This window comes from Bacillus sp. sid0103 (genome assembly GCF_019219025.1).
In genome coordinates this window covers 12,654-39,514 of sequence record NZ_JAHUWN010000010.1, presented here as the reverse complement: position 1 = coordinate 39,514, position 26,861 = coordinate 12,654, and the positions used below count along the sequence as shown (strand labels likewise).

Genomic DNA, 26,861 nt, shown 5'->3' with positions numbered 1-26,861 from the left:
ATTTGGGTGTCAGGCACCACCCGTGGACAAATGTCCACGAGTGGTGCCTGACACCTTTTTGCGCTTAAGTAGAAGTTCATATTCAATTCATATATGCTTTGTATAATCGAGTGTGTAATCGTGAAACCAACGATATGGAGGTTTGTGATCGTAGAAAGGATGTAAAGATATATGTCGGCTGTGAAGAATGAGAAGGGGTGGCGCCAGTTTATTCGATTGGTTCAGCATACTAAACCCTCTAAGGTTCTCCTTTGTATCGCCCTGTTATTAAGTGTAGGGACCACTATGGTGGGGCTATTAGTCCCCTTATTCACCAAAAATCTTATTAATGATTTTTCACTTAGTACCTTAAGTACAGCAAGAATAATTCTCCTTGTTTCGGCCATTTTACTCCAAGCGGTGGCCAGCGGGATATCCATTTATTTATTAAATCAGATCGGACAATCGGTTGTGGCCGGGATTCGAGACCGTTTATGGAAGAAACTCCTCGTCTTACCAATCCCGTTCTATGAAGAAAATCAAACGGGTGAAACGGTCAGCCGAATGACCAATGATACCGCAGTGGTAAAAGGCTTAATTACTGACCATCTCGCCAATTTCCTCTCAGGGACCATTTCTATCATTGGTTCGATTATAGTCTTACTGTTATTGGATTGGAAAATGGCTTTGTTGATGTTTATTGCTCTGCCTCTTGCAGCAGTCATATTAATGACACTTGGTCGAAAGATGCATCTGGTTTCCAAAGGAATGCAAGCCGAAACAGCACAGTTTACTTCAGTCATTCAGCAAGTGTTATCAGAAATACGCTTAGTAAAAGCCTCCAATGCGGAAGCAATCGAATATAAGAATGGTAAAAGCGGCATCACAAAATTGTTTCAATATGGATTGAAAGAGGCGAAAATTCAAGCGCTTATTACTCCATTAATTGGTGTAGTCATCATGGTATTACTAGTCGTGATTCTTGGGTTCGGTGGGATGAGAGTTTCGTCGGGTGCATTACAGGCGGGGGACTTAGTTGCATTTATTATGTATCTTTTTCAAATCGTCATGCCAATGGGGCAATTGGCCGCTTTTTTTACCCAATTTCAAAAGGCAACGGGCGCTACAGAACGAATTATCGCAATTATGGATATGACAGAGGAACAAGATGATTCCATGAAGGACGTTCAAAATATGAATCAACCGATAACTGTGGAGCATCTACATTATTCATATAAAAATGGGGAATCGGTATTAAAAGATATCAGTTTTACCGCAGAAGCAGGAAAAGTAACAGCGATAGTCGGTCCAAGCGGGAGCGGGAAAACAACGTTATTTTCTTTATTGGAGCGGTATTACCAACCGCAACAAGGAATGATTCTCCTTGGGGAGGATCCAATTAATGAATTCTCACTGTTTTCTTGGAGAAGCCAAATTGGCTATGTATCACAGGAAAGCCCAATTGTAGCAGGCACCATCCGTGATAATATATGTTACGGAATGGATAAACAAGTGGATGAGGCTGATTTACAAAGGGTAGCTAAAATGGCTTTTGCTGATCAATTTATTGCGGAACTGCCAAATGGATTTGACACCGAGGTCGGAGAACGAGGAATTAAATTATCTGGTGGGCAACGGCAAAGAATTGCGATTGCTCGTGCCTTTCTGAGGGACCCGAAAATATTAATGTTAGATGAAGCGACCTCCAGTCTTGATAGCAAATCGGAACAAGTGGTTCAACAAGCCTTACAGAATTTAATGAAGGGGCGAACCACACTCGTTATTGCCCACCGTTTGTCCACTGTCATTGATTCCGATCAAATTATCTTTTTGGACAAGGGGACCATTACCGGAAGCGGCACACATAAACAACTTGTACAAACTCACTCCTTATATCATGAATTTGCCGAACAGCAATTACGGATTAGCGAACCTGTTTAATAGTTGGAAAGGGATGAGGGTAGATGACAAAGATTTTAATTGTTGATGATGATGCCAATATTCGTGAATTGGTCTTGCTTTTTTTAAAAAAGGAAGGATTTGAACTGTTTGAAGCAGCGGATGGGGTGCGGGCCTTACAGTTGCTCGAAAAAGTAAAGGTTGATTTAGCGATTATTGATATTATGATGCCAAATATGGATGGCTGGGAATTATGCCAAGCGATTCGTGCGTTCAGTGATATGCCGGTCTTAATGTTGACCGCCAAAGGCGAAACCTCACAAAAGGTGAAAGGTTTTGAACTGGGGGCGGATGATTACCTCGTTAAGCCTTTTGACCCTGTGGAATTAACAGCCAGAGTCAAAGCCGTATTAAAACGGTATAAAATAACGGTCTCACAAACCATAACCATTGATGACTTTAGGCTGAACCGAAGAACACATGAAATTTCTTTTAAAAATAAGGAAATTACCATTCCGTTGAAAGAATTTGAACTGTTGTTTAAATTAGCGAGCTACCCTGGAAAAACATTTTCACGAGAGGTACTGATTGAAGATATTTGGGGTTATGACTATGAAGGGGATGAACGAACGGTTGATGTGCATATTAAAAGGTTAAGAGAGCGGTTTTCAGAAGAAGAATTCCCGTTCCGGATTCAAACGATTCGGGGCTTAGGCTATCGCTTTGAGGTAAAACAATGAAGATCAAACGGTTTTTTCAGCATTTATTTGGGATGACTTTTTTCATTGTATTTGTTTCAATTAGTTTTTCAGCTGGGTATTTCATCGTCTCAGGAATCTATCAACTTTTCGATCTTCAGACATCCGATTATATTCGTCACATGGCAGAAGTCGTCAGTAGTATCTTGACGATGGTGTTAATTGGGTTTGTGATTGCTTTATTTACGAACTCTAGGCGTCATAATCTCTTTCATGAAGTACTGGATGCATTAAGCAGGATTGCGAAGGGTGATTTTAATGTATACCTCGATCTAAAAGTAGGCAGAGCCAATCAATTTACTAAACTGATCGATCATATCAATCATATGGCTAAGGAATTAAAGCAAATGGAAGAGATGCGCCAGGAATTTATTTCTAATGTCTCACATGAAATTCAGTCGCCGCTGACGTCAATAATGGGGTTTGCCCAAGCCCTCCAAAACGATCAGCTAACAAACGAAGAAAGAAACCATTATCTCAATATTATTGAAACGGAAAGCAGAAGGTTATCAAAGTTAAGTGATAATCTCATGAAATTGACCTCTCTTGAATCTAAACATCATCCCTTTGAGCGGAGAAGCTATCGGTTAGATCAACAAATACGGACGATCATTTTAGCCTGTGAACCGCTTTGGTTGGAAAAGGATCTGGAATTAGATGTGTCCCTAAATAAGGTCATTATCACCGCGGATGAGGATTTGATGAGTCAGGTTTGGACCAACCTCATTCACAATAGTATTAAATTTACGCCTAGTCAGGGGATGATCCGTGTTCAACTCGAAAAGGTAGATGACAAAACGATCGTGAACATTACGGATACGGGGATTGGCATCTCGAAAAAAGACCAAATCCATGTGTTTGAACGATTCTACAAGGCCGATAAGGCAAGGGACCGGTCAAAAGGCGGGAGCGGATTAGGACTCTCCATCGTAAAAAAGATCATCGAACTGCACGATGGAACCATCTTAGTAGAAAGCGAAGAAGGAAAAGGAACCACCTTTACTATTACACTATAATCAACTTTTCAGTGTTGTTTTGGGTGTCAGGCACCGTACGTGGACAAATGTCCACGTACGGTGCCTGACACCCTTTTTTTTATTTATTGTTCTGTTAGGCATGAGGAAAATCATATTAATAGGAAGATATGTAATTTAGGATATCGAACAATGGAGGAGTGAGCGCCCGTGCCAATTGATTGGGATGAAAAGGATGGGATTTTTCATTTGTACAATAACAGGATTAGTTATTTGATTCAAATTGTCCATGGTAAATATCCCGCACATTTGTATTGGGGCAAGAGGGTTAAGGCGCTGCAGCCTTCTTCCATTCTGGCGTTTAAACGCAGGCCTTTTTCGCCGACGACGGAACCTTCTCTTCCGCAATTTTCACTTGATACACTGCCACAGGAATATCCCGCTTTTGGGAATGGGGACTTTCGTTCGCCGGCCTATCAGATCCGTTCCGCTGACGGAACTACGGTAACGGAATTTGTCTATGATTCTCATGAAATTTTTCAAGGAAAACATCCACTGGAGGGATTGCCGGCAGCTTATGTCGAGGATCATTTTGAGGCTGAAACATTAGTGCTAACAATGGTAGATTCCATGTTAGGGATCGGGATGAATCTTCATTATACAATTTACTGTGATTTTGATGTGATAACGAGATCGGTCTCCTTTGAGCATCTTGGGAGCCATGATGTGGAAATACATAAATGTATGAGTATGTCAGTAGACATTCATCAATCAGAATGGGATTGGCTGCACCTTTATGGAACATGGGGGCGTGAGCGTCACATCGAAAGGCAGCCACTCAACCACGGGATTCAAATGATTTCATCAGCTCGGAGTGCAAGCAGCCATCAACATAATCCTTTTATTGCGCTGCTTTCAAAAGACGCCAGCGAAGAGTATGGGGAGGTATATGGCGTCAGTTTAGTCTACAGTGGAAATTTTCAAGCTTCCATCGAAGTGGATCCGTATCAAACCGCAAGATTTAGCATCGGCATAAACTCCTTTGATTTTACATGGGTGCTGAAGCCGGGGGAAACGTTTCAAACACCTGAGGCTATAATGGTTTATTCCTCAGAAGGGCTTGGAGGAATGTCCAGGACTTTTCATAAAATACTGAGGGAAAGAGTTTGTCGTGGGGTATACCGCGACAAAGCACGCCCAATTCTCATTAATAACTGGGAAGCCACCTATTTTAATTTTAATGAAAAAAAACTTTTCGACCTTGCGGATGCAGCAAAAGAATTGGGCATCGAACTGTTTGTATTGGATGATGGCTGGTTTGGGCATCGTGACAATGATAAAAGTTCGTTGGGTGATTGGGTTGTTTTTAAGAAAAAACTTCCGAATGGTTTAGACGGGTTGGCTGATTATATCCAAAAAAAGGGGATGCAATTTGGGCTATGGGTCGAGCCGGAAATGGTTTCTCCTGACAGTAATTTGTACCGGAAGCATCCTGATTGGTGTCTCCATGTGCCGGGACGGAACCGGACACAGTCCAGAAATCAGTTAATTCTTGATTTAAGCCGGGAAGACGTATGTAATTTTTTAATCGAGACGCTCACCCGTGTCTTTAGCAGTGCTAAGATTTCCTATGTGAAATGGGATATGAATCGTAATATGACTGAGGTGGGTTCGGCTGCGCTTCCACCCCATAGGCAAAAGGAAACCGCACACCGTTATATGCTTGGCTTGTATCGAATCCTAGAAAAACTGACCAAGCGATTTCCACAGATTTTATTTGAAAGCTGTTCCGGAGGAGGCGGTCGCTTTGATCCTGGCATGCTCTATTTTATGCCGCAAACCTGGACGAGTGATGATACAGATGCTGTTGAACGGCTTAAGATTCAATACGGAACAAGTCTCATTTATCCTGCGATTACCATGGGAGCACATGTATCAGACGTGCCGAATCATCAGGTGGGGAGAATTACACCGCTTTTAATGAGATGCCATGTAGCGATGGCTGCAAATTTGGGGTTTGAATTAAATATCGACAAACTGAGTAGTGATGATAAGAAGGTTGTAATGGAGCAAATCAAACGATATCATCAAGTCAAGGATATTGTCTGTTTTGGTGACTTATACAGGCTGTTAAGTCCGTTTGATGGAATGGATTCGGCTTGGATGTATGTTTCGCCGAATCAGGAAAGGGCTGTAGTTTTTTACTATAAAACCTTGGCAACACCAAATCCACCGTTTTTCCGGCTGAAGTTGCGCGGGCTAAAGTCGTGTGAGATTTATAGAGTAAATAAGGGAGAACAGAAATATGCGGGCGATGAGTTAATGAAAATTGGATTAACGCTGCCACCGATAAATAGAGATTTTTCCTCGAGTATTTACCACATTGAAGCATATGAAAAGTAATCAAATATAAAATATGATCTTTCAGGTCTGATATAATCGTAGTATTTGTAATCGCTTCCGTAAGGGGAAAGAAGCCTCTTGAAATGGTCTGCGTAAAAAAACAGGGCATATTTTTAATGTAAGGGGAGAGTTCATATATGGAAAAATACATTTTATCTCTAGATCAAGGGACAACAAGTTCACGTGCGATTCTTTTTAATAAAGAAGGAAAGATTGTTCATGTTGCTCAGCAGGAGTTCCAGCAGTACTTCCCGCAACCGGGTTGGGTAGAGCATAATGCCAATGAAATTTGGGGTTCAGTCATAGCCGTAATGGCTTCCTGTTTGGCTGAGGCGAACGTAAAACCAGAACAAGTGGCTGGAATCGGTATTACTAACCAGCGGGAAACAGCAGTCGTCTGGGATAAAGAAACAGGGCAGCCGGTCTATCATGCGATTGTTTGGCAATCCCGGCAAACGGCAGAGATTTGTGAAGAATTAAAAGCAAAAGGATATGACCCATTATTCAGAGATAAAACTGGCCTGTTACTTGATGCTTATTTCTCTGGCACAAAAGTAAAATGGATTCTTGATCATGTAGAAGGCGCAAGAGAAAAAGCAGAGCGTGGAGAGCTGCTATTTGGCACGATTGATACTTGGCTTATATGGAAGTTATCGGGTGGAAAGGCCCATGTGACAGATTACTCCAATGCATCGAGAACATTGATGTACAATATTCATGACCTTAAATGGGATGAGGAGTTATTAGAAATTCTTTCAGTTCCTGCTTCGATGCTTCCGGAAGTACGCCCATCTTCAGAAATATACGCCAAAACAATTGATTCCCCTTTCTCCGGCGCTAATGTGCCAATTGCCGGCATTGCAGGAGACCAACAAGCGGCATTATTCGGTCAGGCCTGTTATGAAAAAGGAATGGCGAAAAATACGTATGGGACCGGATGCTTTATGCTTATGAATACCGGCGAACAAGCAGTAAAATCAGCGAACGGGTTGTTAACGACCATAGCTTGGGGTATTAACGGAAAAGTAGAATATGCATTAGAAGGAAGTATCTTTGTTGCCGGTTCTGCTATCCAATGGCTCCGTGATGGGCTCCGTATGTTTAGAAGTGCTGAAGAGAGTGAGAAATTTGCTACGAGTGTAACATCTACCGATGGTGTATATGTAGTTCCAGCATTCGTGGGGTTAGGAACCCCTTATTGGGATAGTGATGTACGTGGTTCGGTCTTCGGCTTAACACGTGGCACAACGAAAGAACACTTTGTTCGCGCAACGTTAGAATCGCTTGCGTATCAAACAAAAGATGTATTAACGTCAATGGAAGCAGATTCAGGGATCTCACTAAAAGCTCTGCGTGTAGACGGCGGCGCTGTTGCTAATAACTTCTTAATGCAATTCCAAAGCGATATGTTGGATGTACCAGTTGAACGCCCAGAAATTAGGGAAACAACCGCCTTAGGTGCCGCTTATTTAGCAGGATTAGCAGTAGGTTATTGGGCAAGCCAAGAAGAAATTGCTGCTCAATGGCATATGGATGAGGCATTCAAACCAAATATGGCTGAAGAGGATCGAAACAATCTATATTCAGGATGGAAAAAGGCTGTAAACGCAGCTAGGGCTTTTAAATGATGGAATGGAATGATATACTAAACTTAAATTAATATTTCGAATATTTCGCCAGGAAGATTAGGGAGACCACAACAAAGCATTGGATTTTTAACCATTGTCTTTGTTGTGGTCTCTTTTTCATTCCTATTGGAGGTAACCATTGTGGAAATATTAAAATTTTCGAGTTTGAATCGAAACACAATCTTAAAGGAAATGGCAAGAGAAGAATGGGATGTGCTTGTCATCGGTGGTGGAATTACAGGCGCTGGAATTGCATTCGATGCCATCACAAGAGGCATGAAAACGGCACTAGTTGAAATGCAAGATTTTGCCGCTGGAACTTCAAGCCGTTCAACAAAACTTGTTCATGGCGGTCTCAGGTATTTAAAACAATTCGAAGTGAAGATGGTTGCGGAAGTAGGGAAGGAACGAGCGATTGTATATGAAAATGGCCCGCATGTAACGACACCTGAATGGATGCTCCTGCCTATGCATAAGGGTGGAACGTTTGGGAAAATGAGTACATCAATTGGACTGCGAATCTATGACTTCTTAGCAGGCGTAAAAAAAAGTGAGCGAAGAAAAATATTTACTTTTGAAGAAACCATTCAAAAAGAGCCGCTTATTAAACAAGAGGGATTAAAAGGCGGCGGTTATTATGTGGAATATCGTACTGATGACGCCCGGTTAACCATCGAAGTCATAAAAGAAGCGGTGGCGCATGGTGCCAAGGCAGTAAATTATTCAAAAGTAATCGAGTTTATTTATCAAGATGGTAAGGTAACCGGTGCTAAAGTTGTGAATCTATTAGCTGGGACGGTTTATGATATTTATGCGAAGCATATCATTAATGCCACTGGCCCTTGGGTTGATTCCCTCCGCGACAAAGATCAGTCGTTAGCTGGAAAAAAACTGCGGCTAACAAAAGGGGTCCATTTGGTAATAGATCAGTCGAGATTTCCCTTAAAGCAGGCCGTGTATTTTGATACAGCTGATGGCCGCATGGTTTTTGCCATTCCAAGGGATGGGAAAACGTATGTAGGGACAACAGACACCTATTATGGCAACGATCCGATTCATCCAAAAATGACGGACGCTGACAGAGATTACATTCTTAATGCCATTCATTATATGTTTCCAACCGTTTCCATTAAGGCAGAGGATATTGAATCCAGCTGGGCAGGGGTAAGACCGCTTATTTATGAAGAAGGCAAGGATCCCTCAGAAATATCGCGAAAAGATGAAATCTGGGTCTCAAATACTGGGCTGGTTACAATCGCAGGCGGGAAGCTGACGGGATACAGAAAAATGGCGGAAATGGTGGTGGACTTGATCGCTAAACAGAGCGGCCATTTTCAAGCATGCCAAACCAAGCATTTACCCATATCCGGTGGTCATGTTGATGGGGCTCGTAACTTCGCTTCCTTTATTGAAAAAAAGGAAAAAGATGGAGGATTAAGAGGATTTTCAAAGGAACAATATCGAAAATTAGTCCATCGCTACGGCTCCAATATCAATCGTATTTTTGAAATGGCCAATAAGTATGACCCGACTAACAAATTTGGCTTGCCGCTAGAGGTGTATGTTCAAATCGTTTATTCCTTAGAGGAAGAAATGACAGTAAAACCAGTCGACTTTTTTATCCGCCGAACGGGAGCTTTATTTTTTGATATTCACTGGGTAGAAGAATGGAAAGATGCCATTATCAACTATATGGAAGATGCGCTTGGATGGACGGTGGAGGAGAAGACCCGATTCAAGGAAGAATTAGAAACAGCCTTAACGGATGCGATCCATCCGATTCCGAATGAATGATGTGAGTTATTCTCGCAGTGCATTCCCAATGTTAACCTAATTTTTGGAGGATTGAAAAACTAATCAAACGTTTGATTGAATAAGTGATGGGCTTGGAATATAAAGAATAGTCATGTCATATTATTTACCATATCAAACGTTTGATTGTAAATAAAGTTTGGCAGGTATATGGTGACGACCATAATTCCGACTTAATTCATCGGAATATTTGGATTGCAATTTTTCCAAAATTGAAGGAGGGGAAAATCATGAATTTCATTCTTATCATCGTGAATGTTGCTGTGCTGCTATTACTCATGTTTGGATTATTTACAATGCAAAAGAAGCATGTTTCTTTTTCCAAGCGTGTTTTTAGTGCATTGGGTTTAGGTATTATTTTTGGTTTTATTATTCATCTAATTTATGGCACCACACATGAAGTAACAACAGGTTCGATCGATTGGTTTAACATTGTCGGAAATGGCTATGTGAAACTATTACAAATGGTGGTTATGCCGCTCATTTTTGTTTCCATTGTCGGGGCCTTTACAAAATTGAAGTTAACAAAAAATATAGGGAAAATTAGTTTCCTTGTCATTGGGATCCTGCTTGCAACGACGGCCATTTCTGCAGCGATTGGCATCGGCTCTGCATTAGGGTTTGGCCTTGATGGGGTTCAGTTAACCGAAGGAGAAGCAGAAGCTGCGCGTAATGCCCAGTTAGAGGAAAGAGTTGCAGGGGTAGAAAATATGACACTCCCTCAACAAATAATTGAGTTAATCCCAAGCAATCCATTCCAGGATTTAACCGGAGCGCGCGCGACATCGACGATTGCAGTTGTTATTTTTGCTGTGTTTATCGGGATTGCTTACCTGGGGGTCAAACGAAAGGACCCGGAGCAAGGGGAATTTTTTGCAAAGATTATTGATACTTTCTACTCAGTTGTTATGAGGGTAGTCACACTTATTCTACGTTTAACGCCATATGGAATTCTTGCGATCATAACCAGGGTTACGGCAACAAGTGATTATGCCGCGATTGCGAAATTAGGTAAGTTTGTGATTGCCTCCTATGTGGCACTCATTCTAGTGTTCATCGTCCATTTATTACTATTATCCTTTGCAAAACTAAGTCCTGTAAATTATGTGAAAAAAGGGCTGCCAACCTTGACCTTTGCCTTCACCTCAAGGACAAGTGCGGGTACATTGCCAATGACAATTAAAACCCAAACCAAAGACTTTGGTGTATCAGAAGGAATCGCAAACTTTGCAGGGTCATTTGGACTTACCATTGGTCAAAACGGATGTGCAGGTGTTTATCCAGCGATGTTAGCGGTGATGGTGGCCCCAGCCGCAGGTGTCGATCCAACGAGCATATCCTTTATCTTAACACTCATTCTAGTGGTTGCGATTAGCTCCTTTGGTGTTGCAGGTGTAGGTGGCGGCGCAACTTTCGCTGCGTTGATCGTTTTATCAGTTATGAATCTTCCAATTGCAATCGTTGGTTTGCTTATTTCTGTGGAGCCTCTTATTGACATGGGACGTACAGCTTTAAACGTTAGCGGAGCAATGACATCAGGCATATTAACCAGTAAAGTAACAGGAGAATTTGAAAACGAAGTCTACAAACAGCCAGACATTGTTGAAGCATAAAAAAACTAGAAACAAGGGCTTTTTCGCATCGCGGAAGAGTCCTTTTTTTGTTCACAAATAAAAAATAGGCAGGTATGCTATATATTTTGAATTTGAAATACTTGAATTCAAGATAAAATCGAGGTACACTGTATTCGTAGGAAATAGTATTCGGATTAATGATGCGTAAACTAACCATATTAAAAATAAGAACATTTAAAGAATAGATGACGAAAGGATGAGGAGAAAATGGATAAATTTCATCAAGCTCCAAACATTTATGTCGGTGAGGTCAATATTAAAGTAAAAGACCTAGAATATTCGTTAACCTTTTATCAAAATATCATGGGTTTTCAAGTATTGGAGAAATCAGAACGTCAAGCGGTTTTAACAACAGACGGAAAAACCCCATTATTAACGCTTGAGCAGCCAAAAGATGTGGTGGCGAAAACAGGACGTACGTCAGGTCTGTATCATTTTGCCATCTTGCTTCCTTCACGAGCGGATCTATCAGTCTTTTTACGGCACATTATTCAAACAGGATACCCACTCGGTGCTGCAGATCATTATGTAAGTGAAGCGTTATACCTTAATGATCCAGACGGCAATGGAATTGAAGTGTATCGGGACCGCCCTTCTTCTGAATGGAAATGGAACAATGGTTTAGTAGAAATGGCGACAGAAGAGCTTGACGGAAATGGAATTATCGCAGAAAGTGATGCAGAATGGACCGGTTTGCCAGTTGGCACGATTATGGGCCACATTCACCTTCATGTAGCAGATTTGAAAAAAGCAGAAGAATTTTACACGAAAGGGCTTGGTTTGGAGGTTGTAAGTTACTATCCACAAGCAGCTTTCCTTTCATCCGGGCGATATCATCACCATATTGCCATCAATACTTGGCAGGGGCAGGGTGCAGCCACCCTACCGAAAAACAGTGTTGGATTAAATTGGTATTCACTCGTTTTCCCTAATCAAGCTGCAAGAGACAAAGCTATTAACCAACTCAAGCAAATCGGGGCGCAGATAACAAAGGAAGCAGATTTCTTTGTAACAGAAGATCCTTCAGGAAATCAAATCCGCTTAGTGATTTAAATGCATGCGGGAGAATCGTAAGATAGGGTGTCAAAGATAGGGTGTCAAAGAAAGGGTGTCAAAGAAAGGGTGTCAGGCACCACTCGTGGACATTTGTCCACGGGCGGTGCCTGACACCCTTTGTCCGCTAAAATAAAGACTTGGGGATATAAAGTTCTCCCAAGTCCTTTTATTGTAACTATTTTTCGGATGTGTTACCTTTATTAGCACTTGTGTTTTTTTCGTCAGTGGATCTTTTCACACCTTTGCTGACATACGGTTTGGCGCTTTTTGCTTTTTTTACTCCAGCTTGCCAACGAGTCCAGCCCTTTTTGCCTGTTCCTCTGCCGGTTCCGCCTTTCCCTTTCGCACTACTCATTTAACCACTCCATAATTAATGTACGTACATCTAACCGTCGTTGGTTAGTTTAACACAGTTCATGGTGATTTGCCCTGAAATATTAGTTCGTTAATGATTGAAAAACCCCAAGGCATATTTAATTCCTTCTTCGATTTCGTTCGTCTCATATCCTAATAAGTCCTCATGGGTGACTTCTAACTTTGTTCTCGCTAAGGAATAGCCGCTATCTAATTCGATATCAAGCAGCACTTCGTACCCTGTGGCCGTTTGGGTAATTTTAATAACGTCATATTCGCGAATAGCTGTCCCTGTTTCGTATTCTAGGGGTTCTAATTCTGACATGGAAAACAACACCTCCAAATAAATTCGGTCATAGGTATTATCATTTCCAAAGTTGCGATTAAACATCAGCAATAGGGTTATTTTCTTATTAGCAATTTGAACCTTCATTCTTAGGCCGGGAAACATGAAAGGATTCAACTAGGTTAAAAGGGATTACGAGGAAGATGGCGAATAAGAATGGATGCATTATTTTTCCAGATGGAGGTAATTAAATGAATTTGGATACATTATATGTAATTGATCAAAAAGACGGTTTGGGCTTGGAATTCAGTAAATTGGTTTCGATGATGAATTATACGAGGTACACGACAATTGAAGCCGTAAAGGCCCTAACTGTGGAAGAACTAGACTTCCTTTATGATGAGGAAGCAAATTCAATTGGAATGTTATTAGCCCATTTGGCTGCGGTCGAGAAGGCGTATCAGATAGAAACGTTTGAGAACCGTGATCTCACTGAGAAAGAGTTGAGTAAGTTACTTCCCGGATTAGATTTGGGAAACCTCGGGCGAGAACAAATTAAAGGAAATACAATTGATTATTACTTGGAGCAATTAGCCGAAACGAGGAACACCACAATCGAAACGTTTAAAACACTTCCGGATAACTGGTTATATGAACAAGCCCCATTTTGGTGGGAGCGTCCTGCAAATAATTTCTTTAAATGGTTTCATGTGTTCGAAGATGAACTGAGTCATAGAGGCCAAATTCGCTTGATCAAAAAAATGCTGAGTAATCGGAATCGGTGAAAAAAGCCATGGATAAAATTTTATTAAGGCTGTGATTTTTCATGTGTTTAATCCTATTTGCGTATCAAGTCCATCCAGTTTTCAAACTAATTGTGGCGGCAAACCGAGATGAATTTTACGGGAGGCCAACTGCCCCGGCACATTATTGGGAAGACATTCCTGACATCCTTGCCGGAAGGGATTTAGAAAAAATGGGCACTTGGATGGGGGTTACTACAACGGGACGGTTTGTGGCGTTAACCAACTATCGCGACCCCGAGGAAGTAGCAGCTGGAAAGCGGTCACGGGGGGAATTGGTGGCCGATGCGCTGAAATATAAAGGAAATGTGAAGGATTATCTGAAAAATCTTGAAGAACGTAAGGATCTATATCCCGGTTATAACTTATTGGCGGGGGATCGGAAAGAACTTTACTATTATTCCAATAAAGGACAAGAACTTCAAAAGATCGAGCCAGGAATTTATGGGGTCAGCAATCATTTATTAAATACCGAGTGGCCAAAGGTCCAAAGAGGTAAGAAAGGCATGTCCACAATCATTAATGGGGAACAGGATGAACTTGTAGTGAGGCTTCTTTGCGTCCTTCAAGATGCAGACCAAGCTCCGGACGAACTCCTTCCGAAGACAGGTGTTTCTTTAGAGTGGGAAAGAAGGCTCTCTCCGTTGTTTATAAAAAGTGAAAATTACGGGACAAGGAGCTCAACAGTCCTGTTGATGTCCGACAAAGAAATTCAATACGTAGAACGAGTCTTCTCTAAGGATGGCATAAGTGAACAACAATATAAGATTGAATTATAGAACTTTGTGATCCAAATGAAGGGTCAAGGAATGCAGTCTCTCCTTGATGCTTCATTTTTTATTTTGGCAGTTTTCGCATTAATTGTTGTTTTTCGTATGAAAAGGCAGTGTTAAAGGTTATTGTTAAAATTTTAGCCATGTTGATTGGACGCGGATACAGCGAGACTCCAGCGGGAGTACGGGACAGGGGAGACCCCGCAGGAGCGCAGCGACGAGGATGCTCACCGAACCGCCCGCGGAAAGCGAAGCGCCTGGAGCGGAAATCAACATGCCAATTTAACAGGGCCTTTTTCATAAAAGTGGTCGTAACTACCAACTAAAAACACTGGAGTTGTCTATGGAAATTATAACAACTCTGGTTTATGATTAGGGTGATTTTATGAAAACGATTACGAGTAATACAAGGAAGAGACTTGCTGTTATGGAGACTGTGAAATTATGCGAAAACAACTAGGTTTGAATAGGATGATCGACGTTATTAAAAATATAACCACAAAACTTAAAAATCAATTGTATGGCAGTTTTCGCACTAAGTTGATGCTGTTTTTCATCGTGGTGGCACTGATTCCTCTTCTATTATTCGGTTATCTCTCCTATCAAAAATCTACCACGATTGTAAATAAACAATTTAATGATTATGAAAACTTTGCTGTTTCACAGCTTGAAAAGCAATTAGAAAATACGATTAATCAGATGTTTGTCGTCTCAAACGATATACATCAATATTTATCCGACCCTACCTTAATAGTCATTAAAGAAGAGATTCCAAGGACTTATGAAGGATTCATAGAGAAAAAGAATTTTGAGAGGTTCCTTGAAGCCCATAAAACTTTTAATACGAAAGGAATCTACCTAATAACAAACTCCGGATATTATTATGGGGGAAATCATCTCAATTCTCAAAAACTGTTTCAAATGCCCTTTTGGAAGGAAGCAAGCAAAATAAAACAAGGGGATCGCTGGATTGGATTTTATAAAGCTAATCATTATGATAGCAGCAAAGCCCCTGAACAAATGATTGGGCTTGTATTGCCGATCCAGAGCCAATATGGAATTTTAAAGGGAAGCAAGCTGCTGATAGAGACGAATGCCGAGGAGCTTTTTTCATATATTACGTATCTTGAAAGAGATGTCCACGCCTTTATAACCATTTATAATGAAAAGAATAAGGTCCTTTACCGAACAAAGGAAAATAGGGAGAGACTTTCCAGTGACGTTGTCAGGGTGAAAAATATTAATGCCTTTGGCTGGAAAATTGAAGTCCGAGTCCCTGAAAAACTATTTTACCAATCTTCGGATGTTATCTTTAACTATACTATGCTGGGTATTTTCTTTTTAATTATCCTGGCTATCATACTAGCGATGGTCTTTTCTGCACCGCTTGCAAAACGAATCAGAAAGTTGAAGAAATCAATGGAACTAGTAAGTGTTGGTGAGCTGCAGACTCAGATTCCTGTAAAAGAAAATGATGAAATTGGGAAATTAACGATCAGCTTTAATCTGATGGTCCAGCAAATTAAGGAATTAATTGATGAAATCGGTGAGACTGAACGCTTAAAAAGGAAAGCAGAGTTAAGGGCCTTTCATTATCAAATCAATCCTCATTTGTTGTTTAATACGCTTAACTCCATTCAATGGAAGGCAAGGCTTAGTAACGCTAAGGAAGTTCAGCAAATGATCTACCATCTGACGGAAGTTCTCCATGAAAATCTCAATTTTTCTGATGAGTTAATTTCGTTAAAAAAAGAACTCGATACGATAAGGCATTATTTGAAAGTGCAGGAAATTCGTTTTGGGCATATGTTTGACTATCATGAACAGGTCAGTGCTGATTGCACCGATTATTTAATCCCCCGCCTGTCCCTCCAGCCATTATTTGAAAATATATTTTTTCATGCCTTTGAAGATGGAAAGGGAGTCATTGAATTAACCATTGAGGATAGATTAGACTATCTCGAGCTTACCTTGAGCGATAACGGAAAAGGAATGAGTGAACAAACGGCTCTAGACTTACTTAATACCGATTTGCCGAATGACAAATCAAGGGGAATAGGCGTGTATAATGTCGATCAACGGCTGAAACTTCATTTTGGAAATCAATATGGACTTATAATCGAATCTAAACTAAAGCAGGGAACAACAATCAAAATGCACTGGCCAAAAAGGAGGATGACCAATGATCAAAGTCATAGTAGTTGATGATGAATACATCGTCCGAAAAGGGTTAATGGCAACGGTAAACTGGCAGAAATACAATATGGAAGTGGTAGCGGATGCGTCTAACGGCCAAAAAGGATGGGAAGTGTTTCTTGAACACTCACCTGAGGTAGTCATTACAGATATTGTTATGCCAGAACTAAACGGCATTGACTTGGCCCGAAAAATTAAACAAGCAGCTCCTGATACAAAAATCCTGCTTTTAAGCTGCCATCGGGATTTCGAATATGCCCAGGAAGGTATTAAAGTGGGTGCTTCAGGTTATATCTTAAAAACCGCTTTTCAAGATGATGAATTTGAAGAATACCTAAATCAATTTTCTAATGAAATTCAAAAATTAGAAAGTAAAAAACAAGACTCGAATGAACCAGAAGTCTTACTAATAGGGGTTAATGAAAATTGGCCGGAACCAATTCAAAAAGCTGTTCAGCTGATCACGAAAGACTTATCAAAATCTTACTCTTCGGTGGAGGTTGCTTATGAGGTTGGCCTTAGCAGGAGCCATTTTAGTACCCTTTTTAGTAAGTCAGTAGGAGAAAGCTTCCATACATTCACAGAAAAGTTAAAGATCAATGCTGCTAGTGAATTACTTGAAACCACTTCTCTTACTTTACAGGAAATAGGAGAGAAAGTTGGGGTGCAAGACGGGAAATATTTTAGCAAATGGTTTAAAAAATGTACGGGATACACACCATCTGACTATCGTCTAACAAAAAGGCGAATCAATCCGGACAATTTTACCCCTATCACGTAATCTTCACAGAAAATTAAAACATTATTACTAACAATTTAAGATGAATTTCAGTGTGAGACCGCTTTCATTAGAAGTACAATGAAGGCGGTTAATTTTTTATCTAAAGAGGGGGAAATTCAGAATGAGGAAAATCAGCATCCTGGCAATGATTTTATTATTAGTTAGCGTCTTCTCCTTGGCAGCATGTTCGAACAGCAGTTCAGGAGAAAATACTTCTGGAGGAACTGGAGAAGAGAAGGATGGTAAAGGAAATGTTACACTTCGCTTTGCTACATGGGACTCCGGTGAGGCACTGAAAATTCAACAGGATATCGCCAAAAAATTTGAAGAAAAGAATCCCGGTGTAAAAGTTCAAGTGGAAGCTTATGGTGATGGATTTGATCAGAAGCTGGCTGCTTCCTTTGGAGCAAAAAATCCACCGGATATGATGTATATGTGGAATTTTCCAGCATATTATGAGTCACTCGAGCCGCTTGACCAGTACATCGAAGGCGATTCAGAAATGGATATGGATGATTTTTACCAAGGATTATTCAATTATTCCAGCATGAATGGGAAAATTTATGGAATGCCTGCTGGATTTACAACACGGGTTATGTATTACAACAAAGATTTATTTGATGCAGCAAACGTCCCTTATCCAAAGGATGGCTGGTCTTGGGAAGATTTTAAAGAGATTTCCAAAAAATTATCAGACCCAAGCAAAAAGCAATACGGTTTTGGGATAGTGCCAGAGCCAGATACGTATGATCTCCAAGGATTGGTTTGGAGCAATGGCGGCAGCTTCATCAGTAAAGACGGGAAAGAAGTTAAGGGCTATATGAACAGTCCTGAAACAATTGAATCAATCCAACTTTTAAGTAACCTTCTTAAGGATAAAAGCGCTGTTCTGGTTGGTGGGAAAAACCAACAAAGCGGTGATGATATTTTCAAGGCAGGAAAAATTGCAATGTGGGAAAGTGGTATTTGGCCTTTAGCAGGATTTAAAGAAGCTAAAATTAATTTCGGTACGGTTGAAGTTCCTTCATTTGGCGAAAAGCCCACAAAAGGAGTCATTGCTTCATCTGCCGTTTCGGTAGCAAAGGATTCTAAGCATAAAGATCTTGCTTATAAATTTGTGAAGTTTTATTCCTCACCTGAAGCAATTAACATGCGTACGGCCGATTTACCAGTTCGAATCAGTGTTGTAAAAGCTAGGAATATGGAACAGGATCCGTTATTAAGCCCGTTCTATAAAATGCTTGAACGATCGGATGATACACCAGCATTTCTTTTAAACAACAATTGGAATGAAATTAACCGTAACTTGTCTGCTGCTGTAAATGCGGCTATGCTTGGGCAGGATGCCGAGAAACTACTAAATAAAGCAGTTCAGGACTCTGCGAAATACATCAAAAAGTAAGACTAAATAAATGAGGTGTTCATGATGAAATCTATACCTGCCTCTTCAACGCCTTATGTGGAAATAAATAAGAAAAAGAAAATAAAGTGGGACAAGATTGTCCCCCTTCTTTTTATCTCCCCATGGGTGATCGGGTTTCTTGCTTTCACGCTCGGACCATTACTATATTCACTATTTATCAGCTTTTATGATTGGCCGGTTGTCGGTGAGGCAACATTTATTGGCCTTGATAACTACAAGACCATGTTTACAGATGATCCACTGTTTTGGAAATCCTTATGGGTGACGGTGAAATTCGCCGCATTGTTCGTTCCTTTAAATATCATTGTAGCCCTAGTTTTAGCTATTTTATTGAATCAAAACGTAAAGGGACACTCCTTTTTCCGGACTTTTTTCTACCTTCCATCAGTCATTTCCGGCGTAGCCCTTGCGATGATCTGGGCTTGGGTTTTCAACGGTGAATACGGTATTCTTAATTACTTTCTTTCCTTGGTCGACATCACAGGTCCTAACTGGCTGAATGAGACCGGCTGGGCGCTTATCGCGATGGTGATTGCCAGCCTTTGGGGTCAAGGGACAATGATGTTAATCTTCTTGGCTGGTTTAAAAGGAATTTCGGCTGAACTTTATGAAGCAGCATCGATCGATGGAGCTAATAAAATAACTCAGTTTTTCAAAATCACTTTGCCGCTTTTAACACCAACGATTTTATTTAATGTCATCACAACAATTATCGCGGCTTTCCAACAATTGACGTTAGCCCTGCTATTAACCGGCGGAGGACCGCTCAATTCAACATATTTTTACGCAATGTATGTTTATGAAAATGCCTTTAAATATTTTAAGATGGGCTATTCCTCCGCAAATGCGTGGTTTATGTTTTTGATTGTCTTAGGTTTAACGATGCTAGTGTTTAAATCCTCGTCAGCCTGGGTCTACTACGAAGGAGAAGTGAAGAAGAAGAAATAAAATTGCAGCCAATCAATTGATACGAGGGGTTTTACTATGAAAATGAAAAACAGGGTTGAAAAAACCTTAATATACGGTCTTTTAATCTTTTTCTCGCTGTTATTTTTGGCGCCTTTATTTTGGATGGTGACGACTTCGTTAAAATCACCAGAAGAACTCTATCTGTTCCCGCCAAAGTGGATTCCTTCCAGTCTGCACTTTGAGAATTTTAAGGAAGCGTGGGTTTCTCAGCCATTCACACAATTTCTAACTAATTCACTCACGGTGACAATCTTGGCAACACTTGGTCAAATTGTTTCCTCTTCGCTGGTCGCCTATGGGTTTGCTAGGTTTACTTTTAAGGGAAGAGATTTCTTGTTTATGGTACTTCTTGCCACAATGATGATTCCGTGGGAAGTGACAATGATCCCTTTATATATGGAATTTAATTTCTTAGGCTGGATTAATACACTGAAACCGTTAATTGTACCTGCCTGGTTCGGTGCACCATTTTATATCTTCTTGATGCGCCAATTTATCATGGGGATACCAAAAGAGTTAGATGAAGCAGCAAAAATAGATGGTGCAAACACTTTTCAAATTTTTTACAAAATTTACTTGCCGCTCATGAAGCCGGTATTAATTCTAGTTGGGGTGTTCAGCATGTTGAACTGTTGGAACGACTACCTAGGACCGCTCGTATTTTTGAATGACCAGAGCAAATATACCCTGACACTTGGGCTTGCGCAGTTCAAAGGAATGTTTGGCGTAGATATGGAAGGAATCATGGCCATTACCTTCCTAATCAGCATCCCGCCGCTTATTCTTTTCTTCGCTGCACAGCGCTACATTGTAGAGGATGTTTCTAAGTCAGGAGTAAAGGGATAACAAGTGATCTTTATGATTACGAAACAGGAACTAATCAGAGGGGAAACTCCTTTTCTGATTAGTTAGTTTTATTGCTGGGGGTGTATTCCTCCGAAATTTTTTAAAAATGAAAGGTTGAAACACTCTATGATACAGTCATTAAGATTTCTTACTTTGCCATCTGGTGTGAAACGGTTTTTGGCCACTGAATCTCTGTACGGGCTGAGCATTGGAATGTTTACCTTAATCTTGAATCTGCATTTAATTGAAATGGGTATGACAGAAAGGCAAATTGGACTCGTCATATCGATGGGGATTTTAGTAATGGGAATCTTTGCAATCCCTGTAAGTATCTTAGCTAAAAAAACCGGTCGGAAAAAGCTGCTGGTAACAGGGATTACTAGCATTGCCATTGGATGCAGCATTTTTGCTTTTGCAGAAGGCTTTGCATTCTTTTTTTTGGCTCAATTTGTGGTTTCGATTGGCCTAACGCTTGTGGAAACGACGGAAATACAGTTGTTGTTCCATTATAGCCGATCGAAAAGGGAAGAAACCCAAGCATATAGCTTTTTATTCGCAGTGTTTACTGCCTTTACGGGAGTGGGAACCTTAATCGGCGGCTTCTTGCCGAATTGGATTGAGCTATCAGAGAGTGGCTACCAAAATACATTACTAGCTACATCGATATTGTTTCTATTATTAGCCTTTGCTAGGGGAGGTCTGCTTCCGAGTGAGAAGCGAAGGAAAGCAGTTGCTCTTGAAGATAAAGACGATCAGAAAATAAAAGGTCCTGAACGAAAGCCTATCCTTAAGACTAAAGGTAAGCATACGAGTGATTTACAGAAAAAATTATTGTTCTTTGCTGTTTTCGCACTGATTACTGGTGGTGCCGTATCCTGTCTACAGCCATACTTGAATTTATTTATTAAGTTTCGTTTCGATTTCTCAAATGAAGCTGTGTCGATGCTGTTGGCTCTAAATGGTCTGGCACTGTTTATTGGTTCTGTTTTTTCACCAGCACTGATTGACCGCTTCGGGGTGAAAAAGACTTTTCTTTATATTTATATGGTGAATATCTTGCTTTGTTTTCTTTTATTTTTTAACATTCACCCTTATTTCTTTTCTACGCTGTTATTAGTTAGAGGTGGGGTTTTTACCATTCTGACCAATCTGGTTGACAGTCTATCCATGTCATCATTTAAGGATGAGGAAAGAGATTTGTATGCCGGGATGAGAGCAGTATTCCGAAGCATTGGATCCGCATTAGCTGCATTTTTAGTCGGATCAATCCTAGCTGGAAAAAACTATACACTTCCGTTTATTTTGTCAGGACTGCTTCTCCTCCTCGGATATGCGTATTTTATTTATGTAATCAGACCAAAGTTCTTTAAAGCAGATCAAGAATTTCGGGTGAACACCAAGGACGGTATAACAAATGAATGTTGAAAGAGAGTGAAGCTAATGTTTGATATAAAAAAAATCCCCTTCAGCCGCTATGGTTCTTTTATGACAATTTCACCAAATCACAATGACGAAGGGGATAGTCCACTTTACCTTCGCAATATCCGAAACGGAGACAATGAGTTTGGCGAAGTATTCCGGATTGATCTTATTCATGATGGGAACCCCCTGCCATATCAGGCAGTCCTAACTCCAAGTATGCTCCGGCTCGAAGGAGCAGAAGGGTTTGCTGAATTATGTATAACAGAAGCCCGCGTTTTACAAATAAGAAGTCATGGAACAGGGGTAAGGCTGACTGGAATTACTGGTGCTTATGATTATGCGGTCCCTGTGGAGGAGCATCGTTGGGAAGTTAACCATTCCCGTCAGGAAATGAGGTACATGCTTACTTCGATAAAGGGACGCCTCGTAGTGGACGCACCTTTCATTGAACAACGTTGTGAAAAAATTATTGTCGACTTTCTTCCGGAGTCGGACATGGGGGAAATGGAATGTGTGCTTGAGGAGTTTACGACCATTTACACGGATCGTTCCTACTCAGCTTTTGCAGAAGGACATAATAATGTTGCGAAGGAATATGAGTCATGGCTGGAAAATACCCTTGAGATACCGGAAATGTATGCAAAAGGTAAAGAAGAAGCCTCCTATATTACTTGGTCCTGCGTTGTTCCACCTGAAGGAATGCTGACTAGGCATGCGATGTATATGTCGAAGAACTGGATGACAAATATTTGGAGCTGGGATCACTGCTTTAATGCCTTAGCATTAGCAAAAAATAACCCTGACCTCGCTTGGGACCAATTTATGATCTTTTTTGATTTGCAGGACGAATCCGGGATGCTGCCTGACTTCGTCAATAACAGGTCTGCGTTATGGAATTTTACCAAACCGCCCATCCATGGATGGACACTAAGGTGCATGTGGGAACAAAATGATTTTGTTACAGAGGATAAACTGCGAGAAGTGTACCAGCCGCTTGCAAAATGGACGAAATGGTGGCTGACTTTTCAGGACAATGACCATGACGGGATTCCGCAATACAATCACGGAAATGACAGTGGTTGGGATAATAGCACAATTTTTCACAAAGGGACACCAGTTGAAAGTCCCGACCTATCCTCTTTCCTAGTGCTGCAAATGGAGGTTCTGTCGGATATAGCTTTTAAGCTCGGAAAAAATGATGAATCTAAAAAATGGATCGATGAGTCTCAAGCATTGTTAAATAGGCTAATTGATCATTTTTGGGACGGACAACGCTTTGTAGCAAAGCGGTCAGGTACACATGAAGTCATTGAATCTAACAGTCTAGTTTTATATGTCCCTCTGATTCTCGGAAATAGGCTTCCGCCTGAAATCTTAAATAGGCTAGTAGAAGATATAACAACAAAGGGATTTTTAACAGAATATGGACTGGCAACCGAGATGCCGGATAGTCCGTTTTACAGGGAAGATGGATATTGGCGAGGACCAATTTGGGCACCAACCACTATGCTGCTCGCCGATGGATTGCTTTCATCCGGCAAAATGGATTTAGCTCTCGAGGTGGCAGAAAAATTCTGTGCAATGGCAACCAAATCAGGTATGGCGGAAAACTATGATGCACTAACTGGGACTGGACTTCGGGACCCAGCATTTACTTGGACCTCAAGTGTATTCCTTATCCTTGGACAATTTCTTGCTGCAGAGAAGAAGCGTTGAAGAATAGATAAAACAGCTAGAGCTTTAAATATTTTAGGTTACCTCCGGAATTGAAATAAAAACTTAAACGATTGAGGGGCTATATGATGAAAAAATTAAAAAGATGGGAAGACATCCATACAGATGGTATAAACCGCATGAGTGCCCGTGCTCACTTTAACAGCTATCCTTCATTTGGTGCGGCAGAAACGGATGATGCGGTCAATAGCCGCTATTTTCAAAACCTTAACGGAATATGGAAATTTACTTTTCTCGAAGCCCCCGAATATTGGCCAGATGGCTTTTATCATGACGATTTAGATACGAAAGATTGGGACGATATTGTTGTGCCTGGCAACTGGCAAATGCAAGGTTACGGGAAAATGCATTATTCTGATCTATGGTACAATTTCCCGATTATTCCACCGCGTGTCCCAACAGAAAACCCGACGGGCATTTATCGACGAGAATTTGAGTTAGATCGGAATTTAGAGGGAGAACAATTAATCCTTCGTTTTAATGGAGTCGATTCTGCCTTCGAATTGTATATTAATGGAGAATTCGCTGGTTATAGTAAAGGTGCTCGGATTCAATCAGAATTTGATGTTACGAAACTGTGCAGACAAGGTACAAACACCATGACTGTCCGTGTGTTTCAGTGGTCAGATGGAACGTATTTAGAAGACCAGGATATGTGGTGGCTAAGCGGAATTTTCCGTGATGTTGAACTATATACCCGACCAGTTTCTGGACTATATGACTTTACGGTTACCACAGAGTTTGATAAGGAGTGGAAGGATGCGACCCTCACCGTTTCAGTTGTGCTGACGCAACAACGCAACCAAAATATTACTTATCAATTAATGGATCCAGAAGGCAAGCAAGTTTTTATCGAGGAAAAAAGGGCTGAAGAACCTTTTAGCAAGTATATAGTGTCACCCTTAAAATGGAGTGCAGAGCAGCCCCATTTATACGATCTCTATATGACAGTAAAGGAAAATGGAGAAATCATAGAGGTAATCCATCAGCATGTAGGATTCCGCTCCATTGTCATGGAGGATGATACTTTCCTCGTAAATGGTGTGGCCATTAAGTTCAAAGGTGTGAATCGTCATGACTACAACCCGAGGACAGGTCGAGTAGTGACGAGAGAGGAAATGGAGCGCGATATTAAGACAATGAAACAAAATAATATCAACGCCATCCGAACGGCACATTATCCAAATGCTCATTACCTTTATGATCTTTGTGATCAATACGGGATGTATGTGATTGATGAAACGGATTTAGAATGTCATGGGTTTGAATTGACAGGAAAGTATGATTGGATCAGTAATGATCCAGACTGGGAAACGGCTTATGTTTCAAGGCTGGAAAGGATGATTGAGCGTGATAAAAACCATCCTTGTATTATTATGTGGTCGCTCGGAAATGAGTCTTCATTTGGTGATAATTTCCGAGCTATGGCCAAGCGTGCAAAGGAAATGGATCCGACACGACTTGTTCATTACGAAGGAGATTTTGATGCAGAGGTGACCGATGTATACAGCACGATGTATACATGGCTTGAACATAAGGAAAGACGAACTATGGACCAGGTGATTGAAAAGTCCAAAAAACCACATATTCTCTGTGAATATGCCCATGCCATGGGAAATGGACCTGGAAATTTAAAAGAATATCAAGACTTATTTTATAAATATGATAAGCTCCAAGGTGGATTCGTTTGGGAATGGTTTGACCACGGGATTGAAACGGTGGCAGAGGATGGTACGGTTTATTACCAGTATGGCGGCGATTTTGGTGATGACCCGACGAATGGAAACTTCTGTATCGATGGGTTAATCATGCCGGATGGTACACCGTCCCCAAGTCTATATGAGTATAAAAAAGTGATTGAACCAGTTCAAACAGAATGGATTGATACCGAGAAGGGCATTTTCCGGCTCATTAATCGATATGATTTTTTATCATTAGACCATTTGAATTTAACATGTTCGTTATTTGAAGATGACCGATTGATTGAAGCCTTTGATATAGAGCTTCCAAAGATGGCGGGACGGGAAACAGCAGAGATTCAGCTGACAGTTGGACAGGACATTGAAAAAGTAAGCGGAGCCAATTATTATTTGGTATTTTCATATAAACTAAATCAGGATACATCTTGGGCAGCGAAAGGACATGAATTAGCGAACGCTTCCTTTGTGCTCACGGGCAGGTCAAAATTACCTAAAGCGCATGATGATGGCGAACTCCTGGTTAAAAAAGAGGGAGCATTTCTAAACGTAAGTGGTAATGATTTTACCATTACCTTCGATTGTGTCAAAGGAACACTTAAACAAGTAACTCGGAATGGGAAAATACAGATTGAAAAGGGCCCGCAGTTTAACTTCTGGCGTGCACCAATTGACAATGACATGTACTTGCTTAATGATTATCGAGGAAAATATTTCATGCATCTCGGACATGAAATCGTTGAAGATATCCACTACGAATTGAAAGACGGCGTATTTGAATGGCATGCGGATGCATTGTATGGTACAACAAACAGTTCTTGGTATTATCAAATTAATTATCACTATAAGGTTTATCCAGATGGTGATATTCTTTGCCGAATTGTTGGAATTGCATCGGGGAGAAAAGAAAATGCACCGGTTATGGTGCCGCGCCTTGGTCTGCGCTTACAGTTAAATAATGATTTTAATAAAACGCAATGGCGAGGAAGAGGTCCTGGAGAGAGTTATCCAGATTCAAAACAGGCAAATCCTTTCGGTGTCTACAGTAAAACGGTTGATGAGCTATTTACTAATTATGTGAAACCTCAAGAAAATGGCAATCGTTCCGACTGTGACTGGGTCAGCTTTACTGATCATGATGCGAACGGGCTCATTTTTATCGCGAATGAAACCTTTAACTTTAGCGCATCACACTATGAAGTTAGCGATCTTGAAAATGCCAAGCATACAGTCGATTTGAAGCCGAGGGACTATATAGTCTTAAATATGGACTACAAACAAAATGGTCTTGGCAGCAATTCGTGCGGACAGGATCAACTAGAAAAATATCGTTGTAAATTCGAAGACTTTACCCTATCATTCCGAATTTCTCCCTTCCATGCTGAAAAATCCACAGCGGTAGAGCTTGGAAGAGAACAATGCTAAGTGTTAAGG

Annotated in this window: 21 protein-coding genes; 19 read left to right on the top strand and 2 right to left on the bottom strand. The window is 40.8% G+C overall.

What is annotated here, in order from left to right; translation table 11 throughout:
- Positions 1 to 171: 171 nt before the first annotated feature.
- The 8 genes from KW850_RS12765 to KW850_RS12730 all read left to right on the top strand — a co-directional run bounded on the left by KW850_RS12765 (position 172) and on the right by KW850_RS12730 (position 12,140).
- Positions 172 to 1,920 (top strand): ABC transporter ATP-binding protein, encoded by a 1,749-nt coding sequence (locus KW850_RS12765; RefSeq protein ID WP_218347957.1) that lies wholly within the window; start codon positions 172 to 174, stop codon positions 1,918 to 1,920.
- Between the two features lie 23 nt (positions 1,921 to 1,943).
- Positions 1,944 to 2,618 carry a response regulator transcription factor gene (locus KW850_RS12760; protein WP_218347956.1) on the top strand — a complete coding sequence of 225 codons (675 nt, stop codon included), beginning with the start codon at positions 1,944 to 1,946 and terminating at the stop codon, positions 2,616 to 2,618.
- A complete protein-coding gene (locus KW850_RS12755) occupies positions 2,615 to 3,652 on the top strand; it encodes a sensor histidine kinase (protein WP_218347955.1) in 1,038 nt (345 codons plus the stop codon). Before KW850_RS12760 ends, KW850_RS12755 begins: the two co-directional genes overlap by 4 nt.
- 168 nt (positions 3,653 to 3,820) lie before the next feature.
- Positions 3,821 to 6,013: an alpha-galactosidase gene (locus KW850_RS12750; protein ID WP_218347954.1), complete on the top strand. Its 2,193-nt coding sequence runs from the start codon at positions 3,821 to 3,823 to the stop codon at positions 6,011 to 6,013.
- 137 nt (positions 6,014 to 6,150) lie between these two features.
- Entirely contained in the window at positions 6,151 to 7,641 is a 1,491-nt protein-coding gene (glpK, locus tag KW850_RS12745; RefSeq protein WP_218347953.1) for a glycerol kinase GlpK, read from the top strand.
- A 192-nt stretch (positions 7,642 to 7,833) separates the two neighbouring features.
- Positions 7,834 to 9,435: a glycerol-3-phosphate dehydrogenase/oxidase gene (locus KW850_RS12740; protein WP_218348079.1), complete on the top strand. Its 1,602-nt coding sequence runs from the start codon at positions 7,834 to 7,836 to the stop codon at positions 9,433 to 9,435.
- Positions 9,436 to 9,683: 248 nt separating this feature from the next.
- The gene (locus KW850_RS12735) at positions 9,684 to 11,066 is read left to right on the top strand and encodes an L-cystine transporter (RefSeq protein ID WP_218347952.1); all 1,383 of its coding nucleotides are present in this window, start codon (positions 9,684 to 9,686) and stop codon (positions 11,064 to 11,066) included.
- 228 nt (positions 11,067 to 11,294) lie between these two features.
- A complete protein-coding gene (locus tag KW850_RS12730; RefSeq protein ID WP_218347951.1) occupies positions 11,295 to 12,140 on the top strand; it encodes a VOC family protein in 846 nt (281 codons plus the stop codon).
- 178 nt (positions 12,141 to 12,318) lie between these two features.
- Here KW850_RS12730 and KW850_RS12725 read toward each other — a convergent pair whose 3' ends face one another.
- Positions 12,319 to 12,498, bottom strand: coding sequence for a DUF3934 family protein (locus KW850_RS12725; RefSeq protein ID WP_218347950.1), 180 nt, complete (start codon positions 12,496 to 12,498; stop codon positions 12,319 to 12,321).
- Between the two features lie 90 nt (positions 12,499 to 12,588).
- Positions 12,589 to 12,822 carry a hypothetical protein gene (locus KW850_RS12720; RefSeq protein WP_218347949.1) on the bottom strand — a complete coding sequence of 78 codons (234 nt, stop codon included), beginning with the start codon at positions 12,820 to 12,822 and terminating at the stop codon, positions 12,589 to 12,591.
- A gap of 212 nt (positions 12,823 to 13,034) precedes the next feature.
- Here KW850_RS12720 and KW850_RS12715 point away from each other — a divergent pair, with 212 nt between their 5' ends.
- The 11 genes from KW850_RS12715 to ebgA all read left to right on the top strand — a co-directional run bounded on the left by KW850_RS12715 (position 13,035) and on the right by ebgA (position 26,852).
- The gene (locus KW850_RS12715; protein WP_218347948.1) at positions 13,035 to 13,568 is read left to right on the top strand and encodes a DinB family protein; all 534 of its coding nucleotides are present in this window, start codon (positions 13,035 to 13,037) and stop codon (positions 13,566 to 13,568) included.
- Between the two features lie 41 nt (positions 13,569 to 13,609).
- Entirely contained in the window at positions 13,610 to 14,365 is a 756-nt protein-coding gene (locus KW850_RS12710; protein WP_218347947.1) for an NRDE family protein, read from the top strand.
- Positions 14,366 to 14,472: 107 nt separating this feature from the next.
- A complete protein-coding gene (locus KW850_RS12705; RefSeq protein WP_218347946.1) occupies positions 14,473 to 14,685 on the top strand; it encodes a hypothetical protein in 213 nt (70 codons plus the stop codon).
- Positions 14,686 to 14,803: 118 nt separating this feature from the next.
- Positions 14,804 to 16,564, top strand: a complete 1,761-nt coding sequence (locus KW850_RS12700) for a sensor histidine kinase (RefSeq protein WP_256358227.1) — start codon at positions 14,804 to 14,806, stop codon at positions 16,562 to 16,564.
- Positions 16,542 to 17,336: a response regulator transcription factor gene (locus KW850_RS12695; RefSeq protein WP_218347945.1), complete on the top strand. Its 795-nt coding sequence runs from the start codon at positions 16,542 to 16,544 to the stop codon at positions 17,334 to 17,336. The genes KW850_RS12700 and KW850_RS12695 overlap by 23 nt, the downstream gene beginning before the upstream one ends.
- Before the next feature lie 121 nt (positions 17,337 to 17,457).
- Positions 17,458 to 18,738, top strand: coding sequence for an ABC transporter substrate-binding protein (locus KW850_RS12690; RefSeq protein ID WP_218347944.1), 1,281 nt, complete (start codon positions 17,458 to 17,460; stop codon positions 18,736 to 18,738).
- Positions 18,739 to 18,759: 21 nt separating this feature from the next.
- Positions 18,760 to 19,707 carry a carbohydrate ABC transporter permease gene (locus KW850_RS12685; RefSeq protein WP_218347943.1) on the top strand — a complete coding sequence of 316 codons (948 nt, stop codon included), beginning with the start codon at positions 18,760 to 18,762 and terminating at the stop codon, positions 19,705 to 19,707.
- 36 nt (positions 19,708 to 19,743) lie between these two features.
- A complete protein-coding gene (locus KW850_RS12680) occupies positions 19,744 to 20,574 on the top strand; it encodes a carbohydrate ABC transporter permease (RefSeq protein ID WP_218347942.1) in 831 nt (276 codons plus the stop codon).
- A 126-nt stretch (positions 20,575 to 20,700) separates the two neighbouring features.
- Complete coding sequence (locus tag KW850_RS12675) at positions 20,701 to 21,999, top strand: MFS transporter (protein WP_218347941.1); 1,299 nt, start codon at positions 20,701 to 20,703, stop codon at positions 21,997 to 21,999.
- A gap of 15 nt (positions 22,000 to 22,014) precedes the next feature.
- Positions 22,015 to 23,712: an amylo-alpha-1,6-glucosidase gene (locus KW850_RS12670; RefSeq protein ID WP_218347940.1), complete on the top strand. Its 1,698-nt coding sequence runs from the start codon at positions 22,015 to 22,017 to the stop codon at positions 23,710 to 23,712.
- A gap of 86 nt (positions 23,713 to 23,798) precedes the next feature.
- Positions 23,799 to 26,852, top strand: coding sequence for a beta-galactosidase subunit alpha (gene ebgA, locus KW850_RS12665; protein WP_218347939.1), 3,054 nt, complete (start codon positions 23,799 to 23,801; stop codon positions 26,850 to 26,852).
- Positions 26,853 to 26,861 lie beyond the last annotated feature (9 nt).

Excerpts from the sequence above, each read along its gene's own strand:
- KW850_RS12735 (WP_218347952.1), top strand. The coding sequence starts at position 9,684 with ATGAATTTCATTCTTATCATCGTGAATGTTGCTGTGCTGCTATTACTC.
- KW850_RS12725 (WP_218347950.1), bottom strand. The coding sequence starts at position 12,498 with ATGAGTAGTGCGAAAGGGAAAGGCGGAACCGGCAGAGGAACAGGCAAA.
- KW850_RS12670 (WP_218347940.1), top strand. The coding sequence starts at position 22,015 with ATGTTTGATATAAAAAAAATCCCCTTCAGCCGCTATGGTTCTTTTATG.
- KW850_RS12690 (WP_218347944.1), top strand. The coding sequence starts at position 17,458 with ATGAGGAAAATCAGCATCCTGGCAATGATTTTATTATTAGTTAGCGTC.
- glpK (WP_218347953.1), top strand. The coding sequence starts at position 6,151 with ATGGAAAAATACATTTTATCTCTAGATCAAGGGACAACAAGTTCACGT.
- KW850_RS12715 (WP_218347948.1), top strand. The coding sequence starts at position 13,035 with ATGAATTTGGATACATTATATGTAATTGATCAAAAAGACGGTTTGGGC.
- KW850_RS12740 (WP_218348079.1), top strand. The coding sequence starts at position 7,834 with ATGGCAAGAGAAGAATGGGATGTGCTTGTCATCGGTGGTGGAATTACA.
- KW850_RS12710 (WP_218347947.1), top strand. The coding sequence starts at position 13,610 with ATGTGTTTAATCCTATTTGCGTATCAAGTCCATCCAGTTTTCAAACTA.
- KW850_RS12700 (WP_256358227.1), top strand. The coding sequence starts at position 14,804 with ATGCGAAAACAACTAGGTTTGAATAGGATGATCGACGTTATTAAAAAT.
- KW850_RS12765 (WP_218347957.1), top strand. The coding sequence starts at position 172 with ATGTCGGCTGTGAAGAATGAGAAGGGGTGGCGCCAGTTTATTCGATTG.
- KW850_RS12695 (WP_218347945.1), top strand. The coding sequence starts at position 16,542 with ATGATCAAAGTCATAGTAGTTGATGATGAATACATCGTCCGAAAAGGG.
- KW850_RS12680 (WP_218347942.1), top strand. The coding sequence starts at position 19,744 with ATGAAAATGAAAAACAGGGTTGAAAAAACCTTAATATACGGTCTTTTA.
- ebgA (WP_218347939.1), top strand. The coding sequence starts at position 23,799 with ATGAAAAAATTAAAAAGATGGGAAGACATCCATACAGATGGTATAAAC.
- KW850_RS12720 (WP_218347949.1), bottom strand. The coding sequence starts at position 12,822 with ATGTCAGAATTAGAACCCCTAGAATACGAAACAGGGACAGCTATTCGC.
- KW850_RS12730 (WP_218347951.1), top strand. The coding sequence starts at position 11,295 with ATGGATAAATTTCATCAAGCTCCAAACATTTATGTCGGTGAGGTCAAT.
- KW850_RS12755 (WP_218347955.1), top strand. The coding sequence starts at position 2,615 with ATGAAGATCAAACGGTTTTTTCAGCATTTATTTGGGATGACTTTTTTC.
- KW850_RS12760 (WP_218347956.1), top strand. The coding sequence starts at position 1,944 with ATGACAAAGATTTTAATTGTTGATGATGATGCCAATATTCGTGAATTG.
- KW850_RS12685 (WP_218347943.1), top strand. The coding sequence starts at position 18,760 with ATGATGAAATCTATACCTGCCTCTTCAACGCCTTATGTGGAAATAAAT.
- KW850_RS12675 (WP_218347941.1), top strand. The coding sequence starts at position 20,701 with ATGATACAGTCATTAAGATTTCTTACTTTGCCATCTGGTGTGAAACGG.